Source organism: Mycobacterium sp. THU-M104, assembly GCF_049197365.1.
Classification (GTDB): Bacteria; Actinomycetota; Actinomycetes; order Mycobacteriales; family Mycobacteriaceae; genus Mycobacterium.
Map to the genome: position 1 here is coordinate 1 of NZ_JBMIOP010000182.1, position 26199 is coordinate 26199.

At 69.8% G+C, this 26199-nt stretch carries 18 protein-coding genes; 7 read left to right on the top strand and 11 right to left on the bottom strand.

Going from position 1 to position 26199, the window contains the following annotated elements; all coding sequences use genetic code 11:
* From ACOJVU_RS14490 to ACOJVU_RS14510, 5 genes are all read left to right on the top strand, one after another.
* A partial coding sequence (locus ACOJVU_RS14490; RefSeq protein ID WP_421530409.1) for an arabinosyltransferase C-terminal domain-containing protein occupies nt 1-738 on the top strand: 738 nt, incomplete at its 5' end.
* Nucleotides 739-891: 153 nt separating this feature from the next.
* Nucleotides 892-1359: a hypothetical protein gene (locus ACOJVU_RS14495; RefSeq protein ID WP_421530410.1), complete on the top strand. Its 468-nt coding sequence runs from the start codon at nt 892-894 to the stop codon at nt 1357-1359.
* A gap of 26 nt (nt 1360-1385) precedes the next feature.
* Nucleotides 1386-1817 (top strand): FHA domain-containing protein, encoded by a 432-nt coding sequence (locus ACOJVU_RS14500; protein ID WP_421530434.1) that lies wholly within the window; start codon nt 1386-1388, stop codon nt 1815-1817.
* Nucleotides 1814-2188, top strand: coding sequence for a Crp/Fnr family transcriptional regulator (locus tag ACOJVU_RS14505; RefSeq protein WP_421530411.1), 375 nt, complete (start codon nt 1814-1816; stop codon nt 2186-2188). The genes ACOJVU_RS14500 and ACOJVU_RS14505 overlap by 4 nt, the downstream gene beginning before the upstream one ends.
* A 21-nt stretch (nt 2189-2209) precedes the next feature.
* Nucleotides 2210-4003: an acyl-CoA dehydrogenase family protein gene (locus tag ACOJVU_RS14510; RefSeq protein ID WP_421530412.1), complete on the top strand. Its 1794-nt coding sequence runs from the start codon at nt 2210-2212 to the stop codon at nt 4001-4003.
* A 55-nt stretch (nt 4004-4058) separates the two neighbouring features.
* Here ACOJVU_RS14510 and ACOJVU_RS14515 read toward each other — a convergent pair whose 3' ends face one another.
* From ACOJVU_RS14515 to glf, 11 genes are all read right to left on the bottom strand, one after another.
* Nucleotides 4059-5639 (bottom strand): acyl-CoA carboxylase subunit beta, encoded by a 1581-nt coding sequence (locus tag ACOJVU_RS14515; RefSeq protein WP_421530435.1) that lies wholly within the window; start codon nt 5637-5639, stop codon nt 4059-4061.
* Nucleotides 5640-5647: 8 nt separating this feature from the next.
* Nucleotides 5648-10969 (bottom strand): polyketide synthase Pks13, encoded by a 5322-nt coding sequence (pks13, locus tag ACOJVU_RS14520; RefSeq protein ID WP_421530436.1) that lies wholly within the window; start codon nt 10967-10969, stop codon nt 5648-5650.
* Nucleotides 10970-11069: 100 nt separating this feature from the next.
* Nucleotides 11070-12962: a long-chain-fatty-acid--AMP ligase FadD32 gene (fadD32, locus tag ACOJVU_RS14525; protein WP_421530413.1), complete on the bottom strand. Its 1893-nt coding sequence runs from the start codon at nt 12960-12962 to the stop codon at nt 11070-11072.
* Between the two features lie 172 nt (nt 12963-13134).
* On the bottom strand, nt 13135-14145 hold the full coding sequence (locus ACOJVU_RS14530; RefSeq protein WP_421530437.1) for a cutinase family protein: 1011 nt from the start codon (nt 14143-14145) through the stop codon (nt 13135-13137).
* An 86-nt stretch (nt 14146-14231) separates the two neighbouring features.
* Nucleotides 14232-15143, bottom strand: a complete 912-nt coding sequence (locus ACOJVU_RS14535; protein ID WP_421530414.1) for an esterase family protein — start codon at nt 15141-15143, stop codon at nt 14232-14234.
* Between the two features lie 146 nt (nt 15144-15289).
* Complete coding sequence (ag85A, locus tag ACOJVU_RS14540; protein ID WP_421530415.1) at nt 15290-16351, bottom strand: diacylglycerol acyltransferase/mycolyltransferase Ag85A; 1062 nt, start codon at nt 16349-16351, stop codon at nt 15290-15292.
* Nucleotides 16352-16730: 379 nt separating this feature from the next.
* The gene (gene aftB, locus ACOJVU_RS14545) at nt 16731-18671 is read right to left on the bottom strand and encodes a terminal beta-(1->2)-arabinofuranosyltransferase (RefSeq protein ID WP_421530438.1); all 1941 of its coding nucleotides are present in this window, start codon (nt 18669-18671) and stop codon (nt 16731-16733) included.
* A 25-nt stretch (nt 18672-18696) separates the two neighbouring features.
* On the bottom strand, nt 18697-19608 hold the full coding sequence (locus ACOJVU_RS14550; RefSeq protein WP_421530416.1) for a decaprenyl-phosphate phosphoribosyltransferase: 912 nt from the start codon (nt 19606-19608) through the stop codon (nt 18697-18699).
* Nucleotides 19601-20173 carry a phosphatase PAP2 family protein gene (locus tag ACOJVU_RS14555; RefSeq protein WP_421530417.1) on the bottom strand — a complete coding sequence of 191 codons (573 nt, stop codon included), beginning with the start codon at nt 20171-20173 and terminating at the stop codon, nt 19601-19603. Before ACOJVU_RS14555 ends, ACOJVU_RS14550 begins: the two co-directional genes overlap by 8 nt.
* Nucleotides 20166-22070: a glycosyltransferase gene (locus ACOJVU_RS14560; RefSeq protein WP_421530418.1), complete on the bottom strand. Its 1905-nt coding sequence runs from the start codon at nt 22068-22070 to the stop codon at nt 20166-20168. The genes ACOJVU_RS14555 and ACOJVU_RS14560 overlap by 8 nt, the downstream gene beginning before the upstream one ends.
* Nucleotides 22067-23272, bottom strand: coding sequence for a UDP-galactopyranose mutase (gene glf / locus ACOJVU_RS14565; protein ID WP_421530419.1), 1206 nt, complete (start codon nt 23270-23272; stop codon nt 22067-22069). Before glf ends, ACOJVU_RS14560 begins: the two co-directional genes overlap by 4 nt.
* 212 nt (nt 23273-23484) lie before the next feature.
* Here glf and ACOJVU_RS14570 point away from each other — a divergent pair, with 212 nt between their 5' ends.
* Together ACOJVU_RS14570 and ACOJVU_RS14575 are read left to right on the top strand one after the other, a co-directional pair.
* Nucleotides 23485-24381, top strand: coding sequence for a PirG (locus tag ACOJVU_RS14570; RefSeq protein ID WP_421530420.1), 897 nt, complete (start codon nt 23485-23487; stop codon nt 24379-24381).
* Nucleotides 24382-24515: 134 nt separating this feature from the next.
* Nucleotides 24516-26198, top strand: coding sequence for an N-acetylmuramoyl-L-alanine amidase (locus tag ACOJVU_RS14575; protein ID WP_421530421.1), 1683 nt, complete (start codon nt 24516-24518; stop codon nt 26196-26198).
* The last annotated feature ends 1 nt before the right edge of the window (nt 26199 follow it).

Genomic DNA, 26199 nt, shown 5'->3' on the forward strand with positions numbered 1-26199 from the left:
CAGAGCAGGCTCACCTCGGCGTGGTATCGGCTGCCCAGGCCGGACGACGGGCACCCCCTGCTGGTGGTGACCGCCGCGGGCAGGATCACCGGCAACAGCATCCTGCACGGCCACACCGCCGGGCAGACCGTCGTGCTGGAGTACGGCAGACCCGGCCCCGGCGGTGAGCCGGTCGCGGCGGGCCGCCTGACCCCCTACGACCTCTACGGCGAACAACCCAAGGTGTGGCGCAACCTGCGCTTCGCCCGCTCCCAGATGCCCGCCGACGCGGTCGCGGTCCGGCTGGTGGCCGAGGACCTGTCCCTCACTCCCGAGGACTGGATCGCGGTGACGCCGCCGCGGGTGCCCGAACTGCGCTCGTTGCAGGAATACGTCGGCTCGTCGCAGCCGGTGCTGATGGACTGGGCGGTCGGGCTGGCCTTCCCGTGCCAGCATCCGATGCTGCACGTCAACGGCGTCACCGAGATCCCGAAGTTCCGCATCACCCCGGACTACAACGCCAAGAAACAGGACACCGACACCTGGGAGGACGGCGGCAACGGCGGGCTGCTGGGCATCACCGATCTGCTGCTGCGCGCCCACGTGATGTCGACGTATCTGTCCCACGACTGGGGCCGCGACTGGGGATCGCTGCGCAAGTTCGACACCATCGCCGATGCGCGCCCCGCCCAACTGGACCTGGGCACCGCGACCCGAACCGGATGGTGGTCGCCGGGCCCGATCCGCATCAAGCCCTGACCCCGGGGGGTCACGCCCGAGGGTGTGGGCGGCGCCGCGACACGGCGCGGCAGGGCACAAGGTCCGCACGAACGGGACTTCGGTCCCTAGCCGGGCGCTTGCCGGGGTGGTCCGATTCAGGTGTAGGACCGGGCATCACACGGAGGCATCGCAATGAACGCTGAACCGGAATCGCAGGCCAGAACGCGCATGTTCGCACGCGTGCTGGGTCTGTTCCTCGTCATCGTCGACGTCACCGCCGTGGCGCGCGCCTCGGACATGCAGGCGCTGCTGGCGCAGTTCGAGGCGAACTCGCTGTGGACCTGGGTGACCGGCGCGTTCGTCCTGCTGTTCGGCCTGATCGTCGTCGCCGGCCACCAGTACTGGCACGGCGCGGCCGCGATCACCGTATCGCTGCTGGGCTGGCTGATCACCCTGCGCGGGCTGCTGCTGTTGTCTTTCCCCAAGGCCTTCGTCTCCCTGGCGAACAGTATGGTCGGCGCCCAGGGATCATGGGTGTCGCTCTGTGTCGCGTTCGCCCTCGTCGGGCTGTACCTGGCCTACGTCGGCTGGTGGCCCGCGGCGGACCGGCCCACGTCGCCGGCGACCAAAGCGGTGCCGGACCTCCCGCGGGCCGCGTGATCGGCAACCCGGCGCCCCTGCAGGACATGAGCGGGTGGGGCCACGCGCCCGACGACAACACGGCCCACCTGGCCTCGCTCGCCGACATCCACGACGAGCTCGCCAGTTCGGCAGACGACGCCAAAGTCGAGGAATTGCCGCGCGGGTCGGCCCTGCTGGTGGTGAAGCGCGGCCCCAACGCCGGAGCGCAGTTCCGGCTGGAGGCACCGGCCGCGTCCGTCGGCCGCCACCCCATCAGCGACATCTACCTCGACGACATCACCGTCAGTCGCCGGCACGCCGAAATCCGCAGGGACGCCGCCGGGGCGTTCCGCGTCGTGGACCTCGGCAGCCTCAACAGCACGTACCTCAACAGGGAACCGGTCGACTCGGCGGTGCTGTCCGACGGCGACGAGCTCCAGGTCGGCAACTTCCGGCTGGTCTTCCTGGCCGGTATGTCATCGTCTCGGGCACCGTGAAGATCAGCCTGCGGGGCCCGGGAGGCCCCGAGAGCGTGCTGGCGATCCTGGGCCCGACGGACGCGTTCGGCGATCTCGCGGTGTTCGACCCCGGCCCGCGCAACTGCACGGCCGCGGCGATCACCGGCGTTCGCGCGGTGGGGCTGGACCGCGCCATCTTGCGCGCGTGGACCGCCCGCTGGCCGGTGATCGCCGAGCAGCTGCTCCAAGCCCTGACGCAGCGGCTCAAACACACCGAGGACCAACAGGTCGAGCTGGTGTCCAGCGATGTGGCGAGCCGCGTGGCGCACCAGTTGCTGGTGCTGGCCCGGCGCGTCGCGGGCGGCGGGACGGGCGCCTATCGCAGGCGAACGCCACGCGCTTCGGCGTGAGCCTTGTAATACCGTCACGTCATGAGCGATTACGCCCCCGAGGCAGTGGATCGACTGCCCTTCTCCAGTCCCGAGAAAGCGCAGCGCTACCAGACGGAGGACTACGGCGGCGCGGTCGGACTCAACTGGTACCGCACCGATCCCACGCTGCAGTCCACCATGGCGTACTACCTGGGGCCGGATCAGTTGGCCGTCGTGGAGCCGCAACTGTCGCGCATCGGGGAGCTGATGGGCGGTCCGGTGGCGCGGTGGGCCGAGGAGACCGACCGCAACCCGCCCCGGCTGGAGCGCTACGACCGCTGGGGACACGACATCAGCCGGGTCGTCATGCCCGAGTCGTTCGCCCGTTCCAAGCGCGCCGTGCTGGACGCCCAGCAGGCGCTGCGCTCCGAGGCGAAGGCCGCCGAGATCAGTTCGGCGCTGCCGCTGTTCGCCTCCAATTACCTGCTCAACCAGGCCGACATCGGGATGGGCTGCGCGCTGGGCACCGGCGGCGGCATGGTGTCCTCGCTGGTGGCGGCCTACGCCCCGCCCGACGTAGCCGAACACGTGCTGGCCAAGTTCGCCTCCGGCGAGTGGGCGGGCGAGACGGCGCAGCTGCTCACCGAACGCACCGGCGGCTCCGACCTGGGCGCGCTGGAGACGACCGCCACCCGTCACGGCGATGCCTGGCTGCTCAACGGCTTCAAGTGGTTCGCGTCCAACTGTGCCGGTGAGGCGTTCGTGGTGCTGGCCAAGCCGGAGGGCGCCCCGGACTCGTCGCGCGGGGTCGCCAACTTCCTGGTGCTGCGCACCCGCCGCGACGGCTCGCGCAACGGGGTGCGGGTGCGGCGCCTGAAGGACAAGCTGGGCACCCGCTCGGTGGCCTCCGGCGAGGTCGAGTTCGTCGACGCCGAGGCGTTTCTGCTCTCCGGCGAACCCACCGGCGAGGCGGGCCCGTCCGACGGCAAGGGGCTGGGCCGCATGATGGAGCTGACCAACGCTGCGCGGCTGGGAATCGCCCTGTTCGGGCTGGGCAACGCGCGGCGCGCCCTGGTCGAGTCGCTGTGCTACGCGCGGCAGCGCCGGGCATTCGGCGGTGCGCTGATCGACAAGCCGCTGATGCGGCGCAAGCTCGCCGAGATGATCGTCGACGTGGAGGCCGCACTCGCGCTGGTGTTCGACGGCACCGGGGCCGCCAACCAGCACCGGCCCGGCGGGCCGCGGCAGCGCATCGCGGTACCGATCACCAAACTGAAGGTGTGCCGGCTGGGGATCACCGCGGCGTCGGACGCGATCGAGATCCACGGCGGCAACGGCTACATCGAGAATTGGCCGGTGGCCCGGCTGCTGCGCGACGGGCAGGTCAACACGATCTGGGAGGGCCCCGACAACATCCTGTGCCTCGACGTGCGCCGCGGTATCGAGCAGACCCGCGCGCACGAAGCGCTGCTGACCCGGATGCGCGACGCGATCGCGGTGTCCGACGACACCGGGGATGGCGGGGCGACCGCCCGGCTGGTCGCCGAGCGGATCGAGGACCTCGACGCGGCCGTCACGGCCTGGTCCAAGCTGGACCGGGGGATCGCCGAGGCGCGGCTGTTCCCGCTGGCCCAGTTCATGGGCGACGTCTACGCCGGCGCGCTGCTGACCGAGCAGGCCGCCTGGGAGCGTCAGACCCGCGGCGACGAGCGCAAGGCGCTCGTCGCCCGGCTGTATGCGCAGCGCTACCTGGCCGATCGCGGGCCGCTGCGCGGCATCGACGACGAGTCCGAGGAGGCGCTGGAGCGTTTCGACGAGCTCGTCGCCGGCGCCTTCATCGCCGAGCAGACGTAAAAGCCCCGCGACACGCCGGTCGGGAGGGGCTTTTATGTCTGCTCGCGAGAGCGAACTAGACCGGGATCAGGCCGTGCTTGCGCGCGATACGCCACCACAGCTGCTTGTCGCGCAGCAGATGCAGCGACTTGCGGATCAGCAGCCGCGTCTGGTGCGGGTCGATGACCGCGTCGATGAAGCCCCGCTCGGCGGCGATCCACGGGATCGCCATGTTCAGGTTGTAGCCCTCGATGAAGTCCTTCTTGATCTGCTGCGCCTCGGGCGTCGTCGGGTCCGGGAACCGCTTCATCAGCAACTGGGCGGCGCCATCGGCCCCGATCACCGCGATGCGCGCGGTCGGCCACGCGAAGTTGAAGTCGGCGGTCAGCTGTCGCGACCCCATCACCGCGTACGCGCCGCCGTAGGACTTGCGGATCGTGATCGTCACCTTGGGCACGTCGGCCTCGACCACCGCGTACAGGAACCGCCCGCCGCGCTTGATGATGCCGTTCTTCTCCTGCTCCACCCCGGGCAGGAAGCCGGGGGTGTCCACGACGAACACCAGCGGGATGTCGAAGGCGTCGCAGAACCGGACGAACCGCGCGGCCTTGTCGGAGGCCTCGTTGTCGATCGCCCCGGACATGTGCATCGGCTGGTTGGCGACGACACCGACGGTGCGGCCGTCGACCCGCGCGTAGCCCGTGATCATGGCCTGCCCGGCTTGCGCGGCGACATCGAGGAAGTCGCCGTCGTCGAAGATCCGCAGCAGGATCTCGTGCATGTCGTAGGCCGTGTTGTCCGAGTCCGGCACGATCGAGTCGAGCTCCAGGTCGCTCGGGGTGATCTCCGGCTCGAGGCCGGGGTTGACCACCGGAGCCTTGTCGTAGGCGTTGGACGGCAGGAACGACAGGAAGTCGCGCACATACTGGAACGCGGCGGCCTCCGAGTCCACCACCTGGTGGATGTTGCCGTAGCGGGCCTGGCAATCCGCGCCACCCAGTTCGTCGAGCGTGACGTCCTCTCCGGTCACGTCCTTGATGACGTCGGGGCCGGTGACGAACATGTAGCCCTGGTCGCGCACCGCCACCACCAGATCGGTCTGGATCGGCGAATACACCGCTCCCCCGGCGCATTTGCCCAGGATGACCGAGATCTGCGGCACCACCCCGGACAACAGCTCGTGGCGGCGGCCCAGTTCGGCGTACCACGCCAGTGAGGTGGCGGTGTCCTGGATGCGGGCACCGGCGGAGTCGTTGATGCCGACGATCGGGCACCCGGCCATCGCGCACCACTCCATCAGCCGGGCGACCTTGCGGCCGAACATCTCACCGACCGATCCCTGGAAGACGGTCTGGTCGTGGGAGAACACCCCGACCGGCCGGCCGCCGATCATGGCGTGGCCGGTGACGACGCCGTCGCCGTACAAGGCGTTGGGGTCGTTGGGCGTCTTGGCCAGCGCGCCGATCTCCAGGAAGGTGCCCGGGTCGACGAGCGCGTGGATGCGCGCGCGGGCACTGGGAATGCCTTTCTTGTCGCGCTTGGCGACGGCCTTCTCGCCGCCGGGCTCCTTGGCCAGCTCCAGGCGAGCGTGCAGCTCGGCGAGCTTCTCGGCGGTGCTGTGGACGACAGGGGCCGACGCCGGCCCCGCAGCCGGCAGAGTCTCCGTCACTGGTTGCCCACCTCACTCGTTTGACGCTCGATGCTCTGCAGGGCCTCGCTCAGGTGTGCGCCGACCTTGGCGATGAAGGGTTCGTCGATGGCCTGGATGTGCTCGCCACCGATCGGCACCACCTCGAGGTCGGGCACGTACTCGCCCCAGCCGCCGTCCGGTTGGCGGACGGCATAGCGCGGCTCGAACTCGATGACGTCGTCATGGTAGCGATCGGCCATGTACAGGGTGACGTGTCCGTCATAGGGCTCGATCCGGACCGTCTCCAGCGCCCGGTTGTCCAGGTAGGACGTCCGCTGGTGTTCGACGATGCCACCGGGAATCTGCACGCCGCTCTGCTGGACGAGGTCCAGCACGAACTTGACCTGGCCTTCGTCGTCGAGCTCTTCGAGTTGCTCGTAGGGGATCGCGGGGATCTCGACGTTGAAGGTGCGCTCGGCGAACCTCGCGTACCGGTCCCAGCGCTTGCGGGTCTCCTCCTTGGTCTGCGGGATCTCCTCGCCGGCCCGCACGGTGTCGATCATGCCGACGAACGCCACGTTCGCGCCCATCCGCGTGAGCCCGATCGCGCACGCGTAGGCCAGTGCACCGCCGAGCGACCACCCGGCCAGCACGAACGGCTTGTCCCCGTTGATCTCCAGCAGCTTGGGCACGTACTGGGCGGCCCGCTCCTGCACGGTGCCCTCGACCCGCTCCAGGCCGTACATCGGGGTGTCCGCCGGCAACCGGTTCAGCAGCGGCTCGTAGACCACCGTCGAACCGCCGGCCGGGTGGAACACGAACACCGGTATCTGCGAATCGTCCCGCGGCGCCCTGATGGTGCGCACGAAGCCGTCCAGCTCACCGGCCTCGAGGTGGCCGCGCACCTTCTCGGCCAGTGCCTCGATGGTCTGCGCGCTCAGCACGTCCTGCACGCTGACCGGCCCGTCGGCACGCTCGGCGAGCCGCTGCGCCAGCTTGGCGGCGGTCTCGTCGTCCACCGTGGGCAGCGGGTTGAAGATGCCGCCCGCGGACTTGCCCGTGACGATCGCCCAGGTGGCGAACGTGACCCGCTCGGCGGCGTCGCGCGGCGGCACGTCGGAGTTGAGCGCCTTGGCGACCGCCTCCTGGTTGAGCGCCGCGGCCGCGGCCTGCAGGTTGGCCTGCCCGGCCCCGTTGGTCGGCGTGCCCACCGGCCCCGAGGGGTCGGTCGGCGGCGGAGGGACCGCAACGTCCGACGCCGGCTGCCCTTCGGGCTCCGCCTGCGGATCGGACGCGGGCGCGGAAGCCGTCTCGAGGGTCGCCCCGCTGAGCATCTGCGCCTGGGCCTGCGCGATCTCCTCGGGCGTGTGCGCCTGCTGGTACTCGTGCAGTTGGGCGACCTCGTCGCGGTGCTCGACCGCGTACTGGATCAGCTGCTCGACGTTGTAGAGGTTGGCGTCGCGCACCGCCGTCAGCTGGATCGGCGGCATGTCGAAGTCGTACTCGACACGGTTCTTGATCCGCACCGCCATCAGCGAGTCCAGGCCCAGCTCGACCAGCGGCACCTCCCACGGCAAGTCCTCGGGTTCGTACCCCATGGCCGACCCGACGATCAGCCCGAGGCGTTCCCCGATGGTCTCGCCCGAGTCCGGCGACCATTTGCCCATGGTGGCCGAGAAGTACCGGTTGGTCAGGCTGTCCGTCAGCGTTTCGGCCCCGGCATCGTCGCCGGAAGCCGACGGCGCGGTCGGCGCAGCCGCCGCGATCGCCGTGCCGGCGCCGACGTGAGCGTTGAAAGCCGGCAGCACCGACTCGGAACCGCCCCGGGTGACCAGCGCGTCGTACACCAGCGTGAACGACTCGTCGATGCGGGCGTGCACCTGAACCGAGGCGCCGCCGGGGTGCCGGGTCAGCGTGGTCACCAGCCGCGCGCCCTCGCCGGGAACCGCGCGCTGCTCGGCGGCCGCCAGTTGCGCGTCGACAAGCACCTCGGCCGCGGCGGCCTTCACCAACGCGGGCAGCTCCGTGCGGCCCCGGGACGCGTACTCCCACACGTGGCGGCCGTCCGGCAGCGCGACGTGGGCGCCCGGCATGATCACCGAACTGCTGCCCGCGGTGAACGACACATCAAGCCAGTGGTCTTTGCGCTTGAACCTCGTCGGCGGGATGTTCGCGTAGTCCTGCGGGTCGAAACGCGCCGCCGAACTCCGCGGGAACAGCGTCCAGATGTCCAGGTCGTGGCCGTAGACGTAGAGCTGGGCCATGGCCGAGATCATCGAGGAGACCTCGTCCTGCTTGCGGGCCAGCGTCGGGATCAGCTGGGCATCATGGAGACCGGCGCTGGCCGTCGTCAAACCGACCTGCATCAGCGCCACCGGGTTGGGCGCCAGCTCCAGGAAGGTGGTGTGCCCGCTGTCCACGGCGTTGCGGATCCCGTGGGTGAAGTAGACCGAATGCCGCAGACCCTTCTTCCAGTAGTCGACGTCGTGGATCGGGTCGGCGCCCGGCTTGACGTAGCTGCCCTCGTGCACGGTCGAGTAGATCCCGATGGTCGGGCTCATCGGCGTGATGCCCTGCAATTCGGCGGCGAGCTCGCCGAGCAGCGGGTCCATCTGGGTGGTGTGGCTGGCGCCCTTGGTCGCGAACTTGCGGGCGAAGCGGCCTTCGGATTCGGCGCGGGCGATGATCGCGTCGACCTGCTCGGGCGGGCCGCCGATCACGGTCTGGGTGGGCGCGGCGTAGACGCACACCTCCAGTCCGGGAAAGTCGGCGAACACTTCTCTGATCTCGTCGGCGGAGTACTCCACCAGCGCCATCAGCCGGATGTACTCGCCGAACAGCATCGCCTCGCCCTCGCCCATCAGATGCGAGCGCGAGCAGATCGTGCGGGTGGCGTCGCGCAGCGACAGGCCGCCGGCGAAGTAGGCGCACGCGGCCTCGCCCAGCGACTGACCGACCACCGCGGCCGGCTTGGCCCCGTGGTGGCGGAGCAGCTCGCCGAGCGCGACCTGGATCGCGAAGATGGTGACCTGGGTGGTCTCGATGCCGTAGTCCTGCGAGTCGTCGAGGATCAGCTCCAGGATCGAGTAGCCCAGCTCGTCCTGCACCAGGGCGTCGACCTTCTCGATCCACTCCGCGAACACCGGGTTGCGCAGGTAGAGGCTCTTGCCCATCTTGCGGTGCTGGGCGCCGAAACCGGCCAGCACCCACACCGGTCCGCTGGTCACCGGCCCGTCCACGCTGAAGACGCCGGGGCGCTGCTTGCCCTCGGCGACCGCGCGCAGCCCCGCGATGGCCTCGTCGTGGTCGTGGGCGAGCACCACCGCGCGCGAACGGCCGTGGTTGCGCCGCGACAACGCCCGGCCGATGGACTCCAGCGAGGACGCCTGCCCCTCGGGGCCTTCCATCCAGTCGGCCAGCTCGGCGGCGGCGGCTTTCTTGCGCGAGGTCAGAAACGCCGACACCACCAGCGGGATGAGCGGCGTGGTCGGTTCCGCGGCTTCCTGGGCGGCAAGCTCTTCGAGCGCGGCCTCTTTGAGGCGCAGGGCCTCGTCGGTGACGCCCGGCAGTTCGGGCTCTTCCTCCCCGGTCGCGGGTGTGTCGGTGATGATGTTGCCGAAATCGTCGAACCGCAGCGAGTGGCTTTCGAGGGTAGGTGCCTCGGCGGGTTCGGCGGCCCCCTCGGGTTGGGTCTGGGGTTCGGGTTGACGGGCCACGACGTCACGGGGCAGGACTTCGCGTACCACCACGTGGGCGTTGGCCCCGCCGAAGCCGAAGCTCGAGACGCCGGCCAGCGCATATCCGCCGTACCGCGGCCAGTCGGTGGCCTGGTCGACCACCTTCAGGTGCACCCCGTCCCAGTCGATGTAGGGGCTGGGGCCGGCGAAGTTGATCGACGGCGGCAGCTTGTCGTGCTGCAGAGCCAGCACCACCTTGGCCATGCTGGCCGCGCCGGCCGCGGACTCCAGGTGGCCGATGTTGGACTTGAACGCGCCGAGCAGCGCCGGGCGGTCGGCGGGACGGCCCCGGCCGACGACGCGGCCCAGGGCCTCGGCCTCGATCGGATCGCCCAGCACCGTTCCGGTGCCGTGGGCCTCGATGTAGTCGACGGTGCGCGGGTCGATGCCGGCGTCCTTGTACGCCCGGCGCAGCACGTCGGCCTGCGCGTCCTGGCTGGGGGCGATCAGGCCGTTGGACCGTCCGTCGTGGTTGACCGCGCTGCCGGCGATGACGGCCAGGATCGCATCGCCGTCGCGGCGGGCGTCCTCGACGCGCTTGAGCACCAGCATGCCGGCGCCCTCGGAGCGGATGTAGCCGTCGGCGTCCGACGAGAACGCCTTGATCCGGCCGTCCGGCGACAGGACGGCGCCGATCTCGTCGAAGCCGAGCGTCACCGCGGGGGTGATGATCGCGTTGACCCCGCCGGCCACCGCCGCGTCGCATTCGCCGTTGCGCAGCGCCTGGACGGCCTGGTGGACCGCGACCAGCGAGCTCGAGCATGCGGTGTCGAGGGCCACCGACGGTCCGCGGAAGTCGTAGAAGTAGGAGACCCGGTTGGCGATGACCGAGGTGGCGGTGCCGGTGATCGCGTACGGGTGCGCACTCGTCGGATCGGACACCGCCATCATGGCGTAGTCGTTGTTGGAGACACCGACGTACACGCCGACGGGCTTGCCGCGCAGGCTGGACGCCGGGATGCGGGCGTACTCCAGCGCCTCCCACGTCAACTCCAGCGCCATCCGCTGCTGCGGGTCGATGTTGTCGGCCTCGGTCTTGGCCACCGCGAAGAACTCCGAGTCGAAGCCCTTGATGTCCTTCAGGTAGCCGCCGCGGGTCTGGGCGCTGGCCACCCGCTGGGCCAGCCGCGGCTCGGCAAGGAACTCCTCCCACCGCCCCTCGGGCAGGTCGGTGATCCCGTCGCGGCCCTCCATCAGCGCCTGCCATGTCGCGTCGGGGGTGTCCATGTCGCCCGGGAATCGGGTGGACAGGCCCACGATCGCGATGTCGACGCGCTCGGCGGGGCCCGTCCGCGTCCAGTCGACGTCGCCGTCGGCGGAGGTGTCCGCCTCCGGTTCGCCCTCGACGATACGGGTGGCCAGCGACTCGATGGTCGGATGCTGGAACGCCACCGCGACCGACAGCGTGACACCGGTCATGTCCTCGATGTCGGCGGCCATCGCCACGGCGTCGCGCGAGGACAGCCCCAGCTCCACCATCGGCACCGACTCGTCGATCTCGTCCGGCGATTTCCCGACGGCGTTACCTACCCAGGTGCGCAGCCACTGGCGCATCTCGGGGACCGTGATCGTGCGCCGCGGCTGCGCATCGCTGCGCTCAGCATCGTCACCGGCGCGCATGTCGGGCTTGTCGCCCGATGCATCGGGGCCGGCGACCGCGGGCGGGTTTTCGGGGTTCGTGTCAGATCCAGGTTCTGTGTCAGCCATGGGTTCGGGGGGTTCAGTTGGAGTCGGTGGCGAAGACGGTCGGGGAGGCGACGCCGCTGCGCAGGCTTCCGTCGAGGTAGGCGGCACGGCACGCGCGGCGCCCGATCTTGCCGCTGGAGGTCCGCGGAATGGCGCCGGCCTGCACCAGCAGGAGGTCGCGCACGGTCACCCCGTGCCCGACGGCGATGGCCGCGCGGATGTCGTCGGCGATGGGCTGGTATTCGAGCTTGTGCGTACCCGGGGCCCGCTCCCCGACGATCACCAACTGCTCGGAGGAGTCGTCCGGGTCGAACTTGATGCCGACGTGCGGATTGTCGAACACCACCTGCGGCAACTGGTTGGCCGGCACGGAGAACGCGGCCACGTAGCCGACCCGCAGTGCCTTGGTGGATTCCTGCGCCGTGTACTCGAGGTCCTGGGGGTAGTGGTTGCGGCCGTCGACGATGACCAGGTCCTTGATCCGCCCCGCGATGTAGAGGTGTCCCTGGTGGTAGGTGCCGTAGTCGCCGGTGCGCACCCACAGGCCGTCGTCGGCGGCTCCCTCGGCATGCGACTCGCCGATCCGCGACTTGAGGATGTTTTTGAAGACCTCGGAAGTCTCGTCCTCTTTCCCCCAGTAGCCGATACCCAGGTTCTTGCCGTGCAGCCAGATCTCCCCGATCTGCCCGTCGGGCAGTTCGCTGGCCGAGTCGGGATCGACGATGACCGCCCATTCGTCGACGCCGACCTTGCCGGCGGAAACCTGTGCGACCGCGTTGGGCGCGTCGGCGGGCACCTCCACGAAATGTTGCTTGTTCAGCTCGTCGCGGTCGACGTGGATGATCCTGGGCTTCTCGTTCATCGGGGTGGTCGAGACGAACAGCGTCGCCTCGGCCAGGCCGTAGGACGGCTTGATGGCCTCCTCTGTCAGGCCATAGGGCGCAAACGCCTCGTAGAACTTGCGCATCGACGCCGGGGACACCGGCTCGCTGCCGTTGAGGATCCCCTTGACGTTGCTCAGGTCCAGGGGCGGCTCGTCATCGCGGGGCAGGCCACGCACCGCCGCGTGCTCGAACGCGAAGTTCGGTGCGGCCGAGTAGACCCCGCCGGTCTCGCCGGGTTTACGGGCCAGCTCGCGGATCCAGCGGCCGGGCCGGCGCACGAAGGCGGCCGGCGTCATGAAGGTGAAGTTGTGCCCCAGCACCGACGACAACAGCGCCGTGATCAGGCCCATGTCGTGGAAGAACGGCAGCCACATGCAGCCCCGGTCGCCGTCGTTGCCCTCCAGCGCGTTCAGCACCTGCAGCACGTTGGTGGGCAGGCTCAGGTGGGTGATCTGCACGCCGGTCGGTGTGCGGGTGGAACCGGACGTGTACTGAAGGTAGGCGGTGGTCTCCTCGGTGGCCTCGGGCTCCTGCCACGTGCCGGCCACCTCGTTGGGCACCGCGTCGACGGCGATCACGCGGGGCCGTTCCCTGGCCGAGCGGGCGCGGATGAACTTGCGGACGCCTTCGGCGGCTTCGGTGGTGGTCAGGATCGTCGACGGGGTGCAGTCGTCGAGCACCGCGTGCAGCCGGCCCACGTGCCCCGGCTCGGACGGGTCGAACAGCGGCACCGCGATCCGGCCGGAATAAAGCGCACCGAAGAACGAGATGAGGTAGTCCAGGTTCTGCGGGCACAGGATGGCGATGCGGTCACCGGGCTGGGTGACCTGCTGCAGCCGGGCACCCACGGCACGGTTGCGCGCGCTGAAATCGGACCACACGATGTCGCGTGCCACGCCGTCGCGTTCGGTGGAGAAGTCGAGGAAGCGGTAAGCCAGCTTGTCGCCGCGGACCCTCGCCCACTTCTCGACGTGCTTGACCAGGTTCGTGTTGTCCGGGAACCGGATCTTCCCATTCACGATGAACGGGTTGTGGTACGCCATACCGCTCTCCTGTGCTCTCGGTGCACGCTGGCCGGATTCGACCCGATTGGGTGTGCTACGGAATCCTGTTGCTCTTAAATATCTCTTAAGGTTACGGGGTCACTCGCAGCACACCAAATCACAAGGTACCGCCGATCGTGTCCGGCCCCGTTCTACCGGTACCTGTGTCCCCTCACCCGTGTTTGGGATGCGGCGCGTTCTGGATCAGTCCCCGCGCCCAGTTCAACGTCCACGCGGTGGCCGGCTCCCCGTCCAGGCTCCAGAACTGCTGGGTGGCATACAGCGCGTGCACCGGCCCCGCGGCGCCACCGGCCAGGGTGTTCAGCGTGTTCGGCAGGCTGGCGACGCTGAAGGCCTCGTCCGGGGCGGCGCAGATCAGGTCGCCCGGGGCGCAGATCTCGTTGGTCCTGTCGTTGAGCGCGCCGAAACCGCCCGGCCGCGCACCGGTCATGGTCAAACCGAGCCCGGACAACACCGGCACCTCGTGCAGGGTGACCTCGGCGCCCTCCCCCGGCGGGTTGGGCCCGACGTCGTTGCCCACCCCCGGCTGGCGGCGCCCGTCGGCGATCAGCGTCACGCCCAGCACCAGGTCGGCGTCGACCGGGCCACGGCCATTCCCGATGTCGCTGGCGATGTCGCCGCCGATCACCGCACCCTGCGAGAAGCCGATCAGCACGTAGCTGGTCAACGGGCACTTGGTGGTCATGTCGGTCATCGCCGTGACCGTCGCGCGGGTGCCCTCGGCCCGGCTGGCGTTGTACGACATCTGCGTGTCGCCGCTCAGCGGGTTGTTGAATTGCGCCGTGTAGGGGACCGTGTAGGTCTCCAGCCGGGAGGCCGGGAACTGCTGGCGCAGCGGCCCGGTCACCGTGAGCAGCAACGCGTTCGGGAATTGCGTCGGGTTGAGTGGATCGTCGCCAGGGGACGACTCCCAGGTGCCGGGGATGGCGATCAGATCCACGTCGGGACAGGAGGCGTCCTGGGTGGCCGGGCGCGGCTTGTGGGGGTGCGCCGGGGTCGAGCCCGGCGGCAGCACCCCGGGCGGCACAGCGGTCGGCGGCCCCGACGAGCTTCGCAGCAGGACCACGACGGCGACCAGCACCAGCAACACCACTCCGGCCACCGACAGGGCGGCGGCCCAGGCGAGGATGCGGTGGCGCTTACGCCGCGAATTGGTTGCCATGTCCTCCAGCCCGCCGAATCGGAAGCTCGCAGACGCGGCCGTCGCGGCCGGCTGCTGCACCTCCTACACGGTACCGGCTCGCCGCCTCAGCGAATGGCGCCGACGATGTCGCCCGACATCGCGCCGAGCTGGCCCGACCAGGAGCCCCAGCCGTTGTCGCCGCCGCCGGGAAAGTCGAAGTGCCCGTTGTGCCCGCCGACGCTGCGGTATTGCTGATTGAACATCAGGCTGTTGCCCATCGCCTGGCCGGCCTGGCCGATCATCGCGGCGGGATCGCTGGCCCCGCCGGTGCGGGGACTGTACACCCACACCCGGGTGTTGTTCTGCGCCAGCAGCGCGGCATGGACATACGGGTCGTGCCATTTCCACCGGCCCAGCTGCGGGGCGCCCCACATCCCGTTGCCGTCCACATCGCCGAATTGCTGCAGACCGGCCAGGATCGAACCGCTCGTGGTGGTGTCCGAGGGGTACACGAAGCCCGACAGCGAGCCGGCGAAGCCGAACCGGTCGGGGTGGAAGGCGGCCAGGGCCATCGCGGCGTAGCCGCCCTGCGAGGCGCCCACGGCGGCGTGGCCGCCGGGCGCCAGGCCGCGGTTGGCGGCCAGCCAGTCCGGCAGTTCGCTGGACAGGAACGTGTCCCACTGCTTGCTGCCGTCCTGCTCCCAGTTGGTGTACATGCTGTAGGCGCCGCCGGCCGGCGCGACCACCGAGACGCCCTTGCCGGCCAGGGTGTTCATCGCATTGCCGGCGGTGACCCAGTTGCTGACGTCCGGGCCGGCGTCGAAGGGATCGAGCAGGTACACCGCGTGCGGGCCGCCCTTGAGGAAGGCCACCGGGATGTCGCGGCCCATCGCCGCCGAGGGCACCATCAGGCTTTCGTAGCCGGCCGCGCCGGCTTTGCCGGCCACGCCGACCGCGACCACGCCGCTCAGCCCCACGGACAGCGCGGCAACGCACACCACCCGCAGCATCGCCGGAAGACCCCATACGACCCTCATGACCACCCTCCATCGTCTCGACGCTGTCTGCAGAGTAGCCAGGCGGTGGCCCGACCGGAACCGAGGGTGGTGAAACAGCTCACGCAGCCGGAAACGTTCAGCGGCGGGGACCCGAGGGTCCCCGCCGCTGAACGCGTTGCCGTATGTCAGTGACCGGCTCCGGTGTTGCCGGCGGCGGCGCCGTTGGCGGTACCCGACGTGGTGGCCGCCGGGCCGGCGCCGGGCGTGGCGCCCAGCGTCGCCTGCAGGTCGGGCTTCATGGCCTGCAGCTGCGCACCCCAGTACGGCCAGTCGTGCGTGCCGTTGTCGTCGAAGTTGAAGACCGCGTTGTGCCCGCCGGCGGCGTTGTAGGCGTCCTGGAACTTCAGGTTGCTGGTGCGCACGAAGCCCTCGAGGAATTTCGCGGGCAGGTTGTCACCCCCGAGGTCCGACGGCTTGCCGTTACCGCAGTACACCCAGATGCGGGTGTTGTTGGCGACCAGCTTGCCGACCTGCAGCGTCGGGTCGTTGCGCGCCCAGGCGGGATCATCCTTGGGGCCCCACATGTCCGACGCCTTGTAGCCGCCGGCATCTCCCATCGCCAGGCCGATCAGCGACGGGCCCATGCCCTGCGACGGGTCCAGCAGCGCCGACAGGGAGCCGGAGTACACGAACTGCTGCGGGTGGTAGGCGGCCAGGATCAGCGCCGACGAGCCGGCCATCGACAGGCCCACCGCGGCGCTGCCCGTGGGCTTGACGCTGCGGTTGGCGTTCAGCCACTGCGGCAGCTCGCTGGTCAGGAAGGTCTCCCACTTGTAGGTGGTGCAGCCGGCCTTGCCGCACGCGGGCTGGTACCAGTCGGAGTAGAAGCTGGACTGGCCGCCGACAGGCATGACCGTCGAGATCCCCGACTGGTAGTACCACTCGAACGCCTGGGTGTTGATGTCCCAGCCGTTGTAGTCGTCCTGCGCACGCATCCCGTCGAGCAGGTACAGAGCCGGCGAACCGTTGCCGCCGCTCTGGAACTGGACCTTGATGTCGCGGCCCATCCCCGCGGACGGAACGTCCAGGTACTCAACCGGGAGACCGGGGCGCGAAAACGCCCCCGCGGTCGCCGAGCCCCCCACGGCGCCGATCACACTCGAGAGCAGCGCCGCGCCAACGGCCCCCACCACGAGCCGACGTGGCATACCAGCCACGGCGCCGCGCAACCTGTCGACAAGCGTCATCCTTGCTTCCTCATCATCCTTTCGGTGCATCCCGATCCGGGTGCATCGCCTATCACGTCGTCTTGCACGCGAATTACATGTCACCGCATACACAAGGCGCAGCAGTGCTCGTGTAGTCAACCACACCTGCGGGCCCCGGCTCACATCGAGAGCGGCACGCAAAGGCCCGTCCGGCCGCCGATTTCGGCGGTTTCCCGGGCCGCCGGCGGCCCTGGGAACCCACGTACGCGTCTACGCCGGACCGTGGTGACCCGCAGGTGGCGGCGCAGATGGGTGGTTGCTGTCCGCCCAGCTTCTGCGGGGGACCCCGACGGCGTGATCGATTCGAGATTTGTCACACAATCGGCCTCCGCACGGCCCTCGCGGGCCCCGGCGACCGTCACTCGCGGGGCGGTGGCGGGATTTCCTCGGGAACCGGCAGTCCGCAGCGGGCGAGCTCGTAGCGCGGCACCCGGTCGATCTGGTAGCGGGTGAACGCGAAGGAGTGCAGCACGTTGGAGGCGAAGCGGTGCGGCGTCATCGGGGCGCGTATCGACCCCAGCACCGACTGGGTCTCGGGACAGCGCAGCGCCGCTTCCGCCTCGGCGACCCACTGCTGGTCCAGATAGCCCGGAATCCCCGGGTACCACTTCACCCACGGGCCGTCGGCGATCACCCAGTCGGGGAAGAGATTCTTGTCGTGGCCGATGCGACCGTGCGCCAGCCGCTGCGTGTGCTGGGCGAGCGGATTTGCCAGTCCGATCTGGTCGAGCACCCGGACATCGAGCCCGACGTTCATGGCCACCATTCCGAGGTTGGTGAAAAACACGGCATGCTCTGGCCGTTGCGGGGCTGCATCGTCGGCGGGCCCGTTCGGCGCGGGCCGGGCCATCGGCACGACGTCCCACTGGGTGTAGTTGCCGGACGGCAGCAGCAACGCCCCGTCGGGCGTGTTGTCGAGCGCCGACAGAACCGCGGCCATCCGCGGATAGTCCAGGTAGTCGGCCGCGGTCGTCGGGTGGGCGTGGCCGGTGGCCTGCGCATAGAAGCGGCGCTCGTCGACGATGCCGGAGTAGGTGACGCGGGTGGCGTCGTCGCCCATCCCGGGCGAGTTCGCCGCCCACAGCGACCAGCCGGCCACGCCCAGCCACAGCACACCGGCGGCCCCGGCCACCCAGTAGCCGGTTTCGCGCGAATAGTCCTGCCCGTCGGGAAGCGGCAGCGGGATCACCGAGACCGGGGCGAGCAGACAAACCAGCGGCGCCAGCAGCACCCGCCCGTGCATGAAGTCGCCACCCTGGCGGATCCAGTACAGCGCCTGCAACAACCCGCTGACCAGGACGAAGGCGACCACCGCGGGCGGGCTCTGCACCGCGCGCGCCACCGGCCCGTAGTGCGGTGCCAGCATGGGTCGCAGGAACGACGGCCGACGGCGCGCCGCCGCGATCAGGACGCCCAGTGGCACCAGCAGCACCACCGGCACCCACACCGCGTACGGTGCGTCGAAGTTCGCCAGGTAGGTCATGCCCCGCGACCATTTGTCGCCGGCGGCGTCCTTGGCCAGCGCGGTGCCGGGCACCAGCAGGCCGTAGTAACCCATCCGGAAGATCTGGTAGCCCACCGGCAGCAGCCCCCCGGCCGCCACGATCAGGCCGCGCCGCGACCAGGTCCGGGCCGCGATCAGCATCATCGACAGGGCTGCCAGGCCCATCAACGCCAGCTCGGGCCGGACCAGGACGCTGAACCCGGCGGCGAAGGCGAGCGCACCGAGGAAGAACGGCGATTCCGGACGGTTGCGCACCGGCTGGCCCCACCGCACCATCATCCACCACAGCACGCCCAGGTAGGCCAGTGTCAGCCCGCTCTCCAAGCCCGAGGTGGCGAAGTCGCGTGCCGGGGGCAACGCGATGTAGACGAGCGCCCCGGCGGGCAGCATGACGGCCTTGCGGCCCCGCAGGCCGGGTGCGTACAACCGGCCGGTGCCCAGCATCAGCAGGGCCACGCCCAGCACCGAAAGCCCGAGCGCGAACGCCAGCGCCACGTACTCCATGCGCAACGGGCCGCCGACCCAGCTGCCCAGACACAGCAGATAAGTCCACGCCGTGGAGGTGTTCGCCTCCACCCGCTCGCCGGCGTTGAACACCGGCCCGTTGCCGGCCAGCAGGTTGCGCACGGTGCGCAGCACGATCAGCCCGTCGTCGGCGATCCAGCGCCGCTGCCAGGCCCCCCACGCGAACAGGGCGCAGACCACCGCCACGCTGGTCCACAGGCTGGTGCGCACCGCGGTGTCGTAGGGGAACGCGGTCCGGAAGAAGCGCCGAACGGGTGGGCGTCGGCGCATCACCGGGACGGCGCCGGGATGGGGGTCAGCCGAAGGCAACCGCGGCTCCGACGGTCGCGATCCAGGAGAGCGCGAGCAGTTGCAGCACCCGGTCGCGCAGCGCGATGTCCTCGGGCTCGCCGGCCAGCCCGCCGTCGACGTCCACGGCGTAGCGCAGGATCGCGATGGTGAAGGGCACCATCGACACCGCGAACCAGGATCCGGCATGGTGGTCGCGCTCGAAGGCCCACAGTCCGTAGCAGACCACCACCGCCGTAGCCGACATCGTCCACACGAACCGCAGATAGGTGCTGGTATAGCTCTCCAACGCCTTGCGGATCCGGGCCCCGGTGCGCTCGGCGACCTGCAGCTCGGCGTAGCGCTTGCCGGCCACCATGAACAGCGACCCGAACGCCATCATCAGCAGGAACCATTGCGAGAGCGGGATGTCGGCGGCCACACCGCCGGCGATGGCCCGGAGCAGATACGCCGACGACACGATGCAGATGTCGATCACCGCTTGGTGTTTGAGGCCGTAGCAGTACCCCAGCTGCATGCCGAGGTAGACGGTCATCACCACCGCCAGGTTCGGGGTCAGCCACCAGGCGCCCGCCAGCGACGCCGCCCCCAACACCACCGACAGGGCGTAGGCCAGCCACTCGGGCACCACGCCGGCCGCGATCGGCCGGAACCGCTTGGTGGGGTGCTGCCGGTCGGCCTCGACGTCGCGCACGTCGTTGACCAGGTAGATCGCCGACGCCGCCAGGCAGAAGACCACGAACGCCACCGACGCCTTGGTGAGCACCTCGGTGTAGTGGTTGTAGTGCAGCGGGCGGCCCAACGCGGCCAGCGGCGCGGCCAGCACCAGCACGTTCTTGACCCACTGTCGCGGGCGCATCGCCTTGATGACCCCGGTGATCAGGTTCGTCGGGGGCCCGGTCACCACGCCCTCACTCATGGGGGACACCTCCCTCGCGAACGTCATCCAGCCAGAGTGCAAGGCGGGCGATTACGGCGCCGAGCGCCACGCCGAAAACCACGTCGCTGGGATAGTGCACGCCGAGCAGTATCCGCGACAACGCCATCGGCGGCACCAGGACCGCGGGGCACAGCCCCGGAGGCAGCCCGGTGGCCCGCCCCAGCAGGATCGCCGCCGCTGTCGTGGAGGTGGCGTGCGCCGACGGGAAGCTCAGCCGGCTGGGTGTGCCGACGTTGACGGCGACGGCCGGATCGTGTGGCCGCCGGCGCCGCACCAGCCGTTTGACCAGCACCGCGGCGGCGTGCGCCGCGAGCGTGCCCGCCCCGGCGAGAAGCCACGCCCGGCGGCGCCCCGGCTCGGGGTACCGCCCGCTCGTGCGGGACAGGACCGCCCCCGACGACGCCACCGCCAGCCAGCCGATGCTGTGCTCGCCGAAGTGGGACAAGGCGCGCGCCGCGGGCAGCGCCCCGGGGCGCCCGGCCAGCGCCGACTGCACGGCCACGATCACGGCCGCCTCGCCGCGCGGCGCAGCCGGTTCAGCCATGGTGGTGCTTGCCGGGGGCCGGCAGCAGCACCGTCTCCCACTTCTGCGTGCTGGACAGCACCGGCAGCGCGTCGCGGTACACCCGGCGCATCTCGTCGAACCGGCTCGCCAGCCGCCGCTGCCGGCGCAGCGAGGCGGCCAGCAGCGCGAACATCTTGCGCCGGTCGCGCTGCCGGTAGACCACGCCGCAGCCGTCGGCCGTCGTCACGGTGACGCCGTCGACCGTGCACAGCCGGAACCAGCGCGCGTCCTGGGTGGGCACGTTGAACTCCGGGCGCCGGTGGTGCGCCGGGTCCGCGGTGGTCATGTTGTGCGCGATCCCCCGCAGCAGCCGGTAGCCGATCGAGACGGGGTTGACCGGGGGTTTCATCGCCGCGCACTGACGCGAGGGTGCCGGCAGCTCGCTGGCCGCCGGCAGCACGACCGCATCGGGATACTGCTTGCGAATGCGGTGCACCTCCGGCAGCGCCGACTCCAGGATCGAGAAGATGTGCTCGGGGCCGGCCAGGAAGTCGTCGATCGCCTTGTTCTGGATGGCTACCGTCGAATATTCAAGGCAGGCAAGGTGTTTCAACGTCGCCTTGAGATGGCTGCGGACCAGGCCGGAGACTTGGGTTTTTGGACCGTCCCAGTGCATCGCCGCGACCACCAGCCGGTTGCGAAGGTGGAAGTACGCCTGCCAGTCGATCGCGTCGTCCTTGTCGCTCCAGGCCATGTGCCAGATCGCCGCCCCGGGCAGCGTGACGGTCGGATAGCCGTGCTCGGCGGCCCGCAGACCGTAGTCGGCGTCGTCCCACTTGATGAACAGCGGCAGCGGCTGGCCGAGTTCCTCGGCGACCTGCCGCGGGATCATGCACGTCCACCAGCCGTTGTAATCGACGTCGATGCGGCGGTGCAGCAGCTTGCTCTGGTCGTCGTTGGCGTTGAGCGGGTATTCGGCGAAGTCGTGGTCGTACTCGGCGTGCGGCGCCGCGGTCCACATGAAGTTGGCCCGGTTCACCACCTCACCCATGATGTGCAGGTGGGAGGGCTCCTGCAGGTTGAGCATCTGACCGCCGATCAGCATCGGGGTCCGGGCGAACCGCTGCATCGCCAGCACCCGCAGGATCGAGTCGGGCTCGAGGCGGATGTCGTCGTCCATGAACAAGATCTGCTGGCAGTCGGTGTTCTTGAGCGCTTCGTACATGACGCGGCTGTAGCCGCCGGAGCCGCCGAGGTTGGGCTGGTCGTGGAGGGACAGCCGATTGCCGAGCCGAGCGGCCGCCGCCGGGAAGTCAGGATGGTCGCGCACCTTGCGCACGCCCTGGTCGGGCACGATCACCGCGCCGATGACCTCGTCGACCAGCGGGTCGGCGGTGAGGTCGGCCAGGGCATTGGCGCAGTCGGCGGGCCGGTTGAACGTCGGGATGCCGACCGCGATGCTGGCCGTGCCGGGGGCGGGTTCGGCCGCGTACCAGCCGCCGGACCGCAAAGTGACCGCGGTGTCGGTGGTGATGTCGAACCAGATCCAGCCGCCGTCCTCGAACGGCTGCAACCCCACCTCGACCTCGACCACGCACGGCTCGTCGTCGACGCAGACGAACTGGCGGCCCTCGACGAAGATCCGCGCCCCGGTGGCCTTGCTCCGGTAGACGTCGACGCGCCCGGCTCCGGTCACCTCGACCCGCAGCACGACCGACCTGCAGATCGTCCAGCGCCGCCAGTAGCTGGCCGGGAACGCGTTGAAGTAGGTGGCGAACGACACCTCGCTATCCGAGCCGATCTGCAGTGACGTGCGGGTGGTGGCATGCGCGCGCCGCGCGTTGGTGGTCGACTCCTCGAGGTAGAGCTTGCGCACGTCGAGGGGCTCACCCGGGCGAGGCAGGATGATTCGGGCCAGCAGGCTCACGGCGGTCATACGCCCGTCTCTCCGTTCAGGGGCGCGCCGTCGCGAAGGTGCGGCGCGAGGAAGTTGTCGTACATGTTCAGCGCGCTGGCGATGGCCATATGCATGTCCAGGTATTGGTAGGTGCCCAGCCGGCCGCCGAACAGCACCTTCGACGACGCGGTCTCGGACTTGGCCCGGGCCCGGTAGGCGGCCAGCACGGTTCGGTCGGCCTCGGTGCTGATCGGGTAGTAGGGCTCGTCGTCGTCCCCGGCGAACCGCGAATATTCCCGCATGATGACGGTCTGGTCCGTGGGGTAGTCGCGCTCGGGGTGGAAGTGGCGGAACTCGTGGATGCGGGTGTAAGGGACGTCGAGGTCGTTGTAGTTCATCACGGGCGTGCCCTGGAAGTCGCCGCAGTCGCGGAGCACTTCGAGTTCGAAGTCCAGAGTGCGCCAGCCGAGGCGCCCTTCGGCATAGTCGAAGTAGCGGTCCAGCGGGCCGGTGTAGACGATCGGCGCGTCCGGGCTGTCGCCGCGCAGCCGGTCGCGGACGTCGAACCAGTCGGTGTCGAGGCGAACTTCGATGCGATCGTCGGCGGCCATGTTCTGCAGCCACGCGGTGTAGCCGTGCACCGGCAGGCCTTCGTAGGTATCGCTGAAATAGCGGTTGTCGAAGGTGTAGCGCACGGGCAGGCGGGTGATGTTGGCCGCCGGCAGTTCCTTCGGATCGGTCTGCCATTGCTTGGCGGTGTAGCCCTTGACGAACGCCTCATAGAGCGGCCGGCCGATCAGCGAGATCGCCTTCTCCTCCAGGTTGCGCGCGTCTGCGGGGTCGATTTCGGCGGCCTGCTCGGCGATCAGCCGACGCGCCTCGGTCGGGGTGAAGTATTTGCCGAAGAACTGCGACACCAGGCCCAGGCCCATCGGGAACTGGTAGGCCTGCCCGCCGTGCATCGCGAACACGCGGTGCTGATAGCCGGTGAACTCGGTGAACTGCCGCACGTAATCCCAGACCCTCGTGTTGGAGGTATGGAACAGGTGGGCGCCGTACTTGTGCACCTCGATCCCCGTCTGCGGCTCGGCCTCGGAGTAGGCGTTGCCGCCGAGGTGCGGGCGCCGTTCCACGACGAGCACGCGCTTTCCGAGTTGGGTAGCCACGCGCTCGGCGACAGTCAGGCCGAAGAACCCGGATCCCACGACGAGGAGGTCGAATCGAGCGGTCATCGGTTGCATAGGGTATCCGACCGCGCGGGCCCAACCCATTTGACGAGCCAGCGGCGTTCGGCTCGGTCTACGTCGCGATTGGCTCACGATTCAATATCACCACTCCAGTCACACCATTCTCACTCGTACCATCGACTGTGTGTGGGTCATGCCGGACTCGACGGGCAGGACGCGCCGACACAAACAGATAGCTGGTTTGAAGCTAGATTGAGGAGACTTCCGTGCCGAACCGACGCCGACGCAAGCTTTCGACAACCATGAGCGCGGTCGCCGCCCTGGCAGTGGCGAGTCCGTGCGCATACTTCCTGGTCTACGAGGCGACTTCGGGCAGCAAGGCGCCCGAACACCACGACTTCACGCAGGCGGCGATGATCACCGACCTGCCCAACGAGCTGGTGGGTGCCCTGTCGCAGGGACTCTCGCAGTTCGGGATCAACATGCCTCCGGTGCCCGCGCTGACCGGAGGCGCCGGGGCCACGCCCGGCCTGACCAGCCCGGGGTCGACGAATCCCGGCCTGGGCACGCCCGGCCTGGGTACTCCGGGCCTGACCAGTCCGGGCCTGACCAGTCCGGGCCTGACCAGTCCGGGCCTGACCGACCCGGGCCTGACGCCCGCGGCTCCCGGGCTCGCGCCCGCCGCCGCATTGCCGGCGACACCGGGCCTGCCCGGCGGCGGCCTGACCAGCCCCGGCCCGACCAGCCCGGCCGCCGGGCTCACGCCGGGCCTGAGCCCCGTCGGCGGCGCCGGCGAGGTGCCGATCAGCGCGCCGGTCGGCCTGGACCCCGGTACCGACGGGACCTACCCGATCCTCGGCGACCCCTCCACACTGGGCGGCGGCACGCCGGCCGGCAGCAGCGGCGGAGGCGGACTCGTCAACGACGTGATGCAGGCCGCCAACCAGCTCGGTGCAGGCCAGGCGATCGACCTGATCAAGGGCATGGCGATGCCGGCGATCCAGCAGCAGCTCCAGCAAGGCGGCGCAGCCCTGCCCGGCGCCGCGGGTGCCGCAGGCGCCTTGCCGGGTGCGGCGGGTGCTTTGCCGGGTGTCGCCGGCGCGCTGCCCGGCGCGGCGGGCGCGGCGGCCGGTGCCCTGCCCGCGGCTGCCCCTCCCGTGTAATCACCGGCAATTCCTGTCACCCGACGGCACCGCAGAGTTGTGTGGCTCTGCGGTGCCGTCGAACATCGGGGTTCCTGCGCCCGAAGCCGTGTCGCCACATAAATAACATGCGACCCACACGTAACATCGGCCCCGTGTCGTCCCGTCGCGCGCCCACGATGTTGCTCACCGCTGTCGCGGCGACCGTCGTGATCGTCGCGTCGGTGGCCGGCGTGGTCCCCGACCAGCGCGCCGCGGCCCCGCCGTCAGCCCCCCAGACGCAGCTCACCGAGCAGCCACTGGTCGGGCTGGGCGGCGGAGTGACCATCCGTGAACTCACACAGGACACGCCCTTCTCCCTGGTCGCACTGACCGGTGACCTGGCAGAAAGCTCGACCCGCGTGCGCGCCAGGCGGCCCGACGGTACCTGGGGTCCGTGGTACCAGACCGAGTACGAAACCGCCGCCCCCGACGACCCGCCGGCCTACCGCGCCGGCGCCGCCGGGTCGGCCCCACCGGCCGCCGCACCCGAGGGGCCCCGCAGCACCGAGCCCGTGTTCGTCGGCACCACCACGACGGTCCAGATCGCCATCACCCGCCCGATGGATGCGGCGGTCACCCAGGCTCCCGCGGCACCGGACCACCCACGGGACAACGGCCTGGGCTACAGGCCGGCGTCCAAGGAGCAAGGCTTCGCCCAGAACATCTCCGCGATCCTCATCTCCCCACCGCAGGCGCCGGCGAAGAATCAGTGGACGCCGCCGTCGGGGGTGTTGATGCCGGGTCAGGCGCCGGCCATCATCAGCCGATCCGAGTGGGGCGCCGACGAGGCCCTTCGCTGTGGAAACCCACAGTACGACGATGGGATTCGCGCCGCGGTCATCCACCACACAGCCGGCAGCAACGACTATTCCCCCCTGGAATCGGCGGGGATCGTCAAGGCCATCTACACCTACCACAGCAAAACCCTGGGCTGGTGCGACATCGCCTACAACGCGTTGGTCGACAAATACGGCCAGGTGTTCGAGGGCAGCGCCGGGGGCCTCACCAAACCGGTAGAGGCTTTTCACACGGGCGGATTCAACCGCAACACCTGGGGCGTGGCGATGATCGGGGATTTCGACGACGTACCCCCGACGCCGATCCAGCTCCGCACCGTCGGCCGGCTGCTCGGCTGGCGCCTGGGCCTGGACGGCGTGGACCCCAAGGGCACGGTCGCCCTCGAGTCAGCGGGCAGTCACTACACCACGTTCCCGGCCGGCGCGGTCGCCGAGCTGCCCACCATCTTCACCCACCGCGATGTCGGCAACACCGACTGCCCCGGCAATGCCGCCTACGCGCTGATGGACGAAATCCGCGAGATCGCATCGCATGTCAACGATCCGCCGGAAGAGCTGATCAAGGCGCTCGAGGGCGGTGCGATCTACCAGCACTGGCAGGAGATCGGCGGGATGAAGAGTGCGTTGGGGGCGCCGACGTCGCCCGAGGACGACGCCGGGGGCGACGCCCGCTTCGCCACGTTCGCCAGGGGCGCGATGTACTGGTCGCCGGTGACCGGACCGCAGCCCGTCACCGGCGCGATCTACAACGCGTGGGCATCCCTGAGCTACGAGCGGGGTCCGCTGGGGCTGCCGACAAGTGCGGAAATTCAAGAACCCCTGCAGATCACGCAGAACTTCCAGCACGGAACCCTGAATTTCGAGCGCCTCACCGGGGACGTCACCGAGGTCGTCGACGGCATCACCACGCCGTTGTCGACACCGTCGTCGACCCAGGCCCCGAGCGGGCCTCAGGTGCCCGCCGAACACTTCTCGCTGCCGACCCACCCGACCGTATAGC

Coding starts and splice junctions, on each gene's coding strand:
- ag85A (WP_421530415.1), bottom strand. CDS start 16,351: ATGACGCTTGTCGACAGGTTGCGCGGCGCCGTGGCTGGTATGCCACGT.
- ACOJVU_RS14550 (WP_421530416.1), bottom strand. CDS start 19,608: ATGAGTGAGGGCGTGGTGACCGGGCCCCCGACGAACCTGATCACCGGG.
- pks13 (WP_421530436.1), bottom strand. CDS start 10,969: ATGCGCGCCGGTGACGATGCTGAGCGCAGCGATGCGCAGCCGCGGCGC.
- ACOJVU_RS14560 (WP_421530418.1), bottom strand. CDS start 22,070: ATGACCGCCGTGAGCCTGCTGGCCCGAATCATCCTGCCTCGCCCGGGT.
- aftB (WP_421530438.1), bottom strand. CDS start 18,671: ATGCGCCGACGCCCACCCGTTCGGCGCTTCTTCCGGACCGCGTTCCCC.
- fadD32 (WP_421530413.1), bottom strand. CDS start 12,962: ATGGCGTACCACAACCCGTTCATCGTGAATGGGAAGATCCGGTTCCCG.
- ACOJVU_RS14530 (WP_421530437.1), bottom strand. CDS start 14,145: ATGGCAACCAATTCGCGGCGTAAGCGCCACCGCATCCTCGCCTGGGCC.
- ACOJVU_RS14495 (WP_421530410.1), top strand. CDS start 892: ATGAACGCTGAACCGGAATCGCAGGCCAGAACGCGCATGTTCGCACGC.
- glf (WP_421530419.1), bottom strand. CDS start 23,272: ATGCAACCGATGACCGCTCGATTCGACCTCCTCGTCGTGGGATCCGGG.
- ACOJVU_RS14510 (WP_421530412.1), top strand. CDS start 2,210: ATGAGCGATTACGCCCCCGAGGCAGTGGATCGACTGCCCTTCTCCAGT.
- ACOJVU_RS14535 (WP_421530414.1), bottom strand. CDS start 15,143: ATGAGGGTCGTATGGGGTCTTCCGGCGATGCTGCGGGTGGTGTGCGTT.
- ACOJVU_RS14500 (WP_421530434.1), top strand. CDS start 1,386: ATGAGCGGGTGGGGCCACGCGCCCGACGACAACACGGCCCACCTGGCC.
- ACOJVU_RS14555 (WP_421530417.1), bottom strand. CDS start 20,173: ATGGCTGAACCGGCTGCGCCGCGCGGCGAGGCGGCCGTGATCGTGGCC.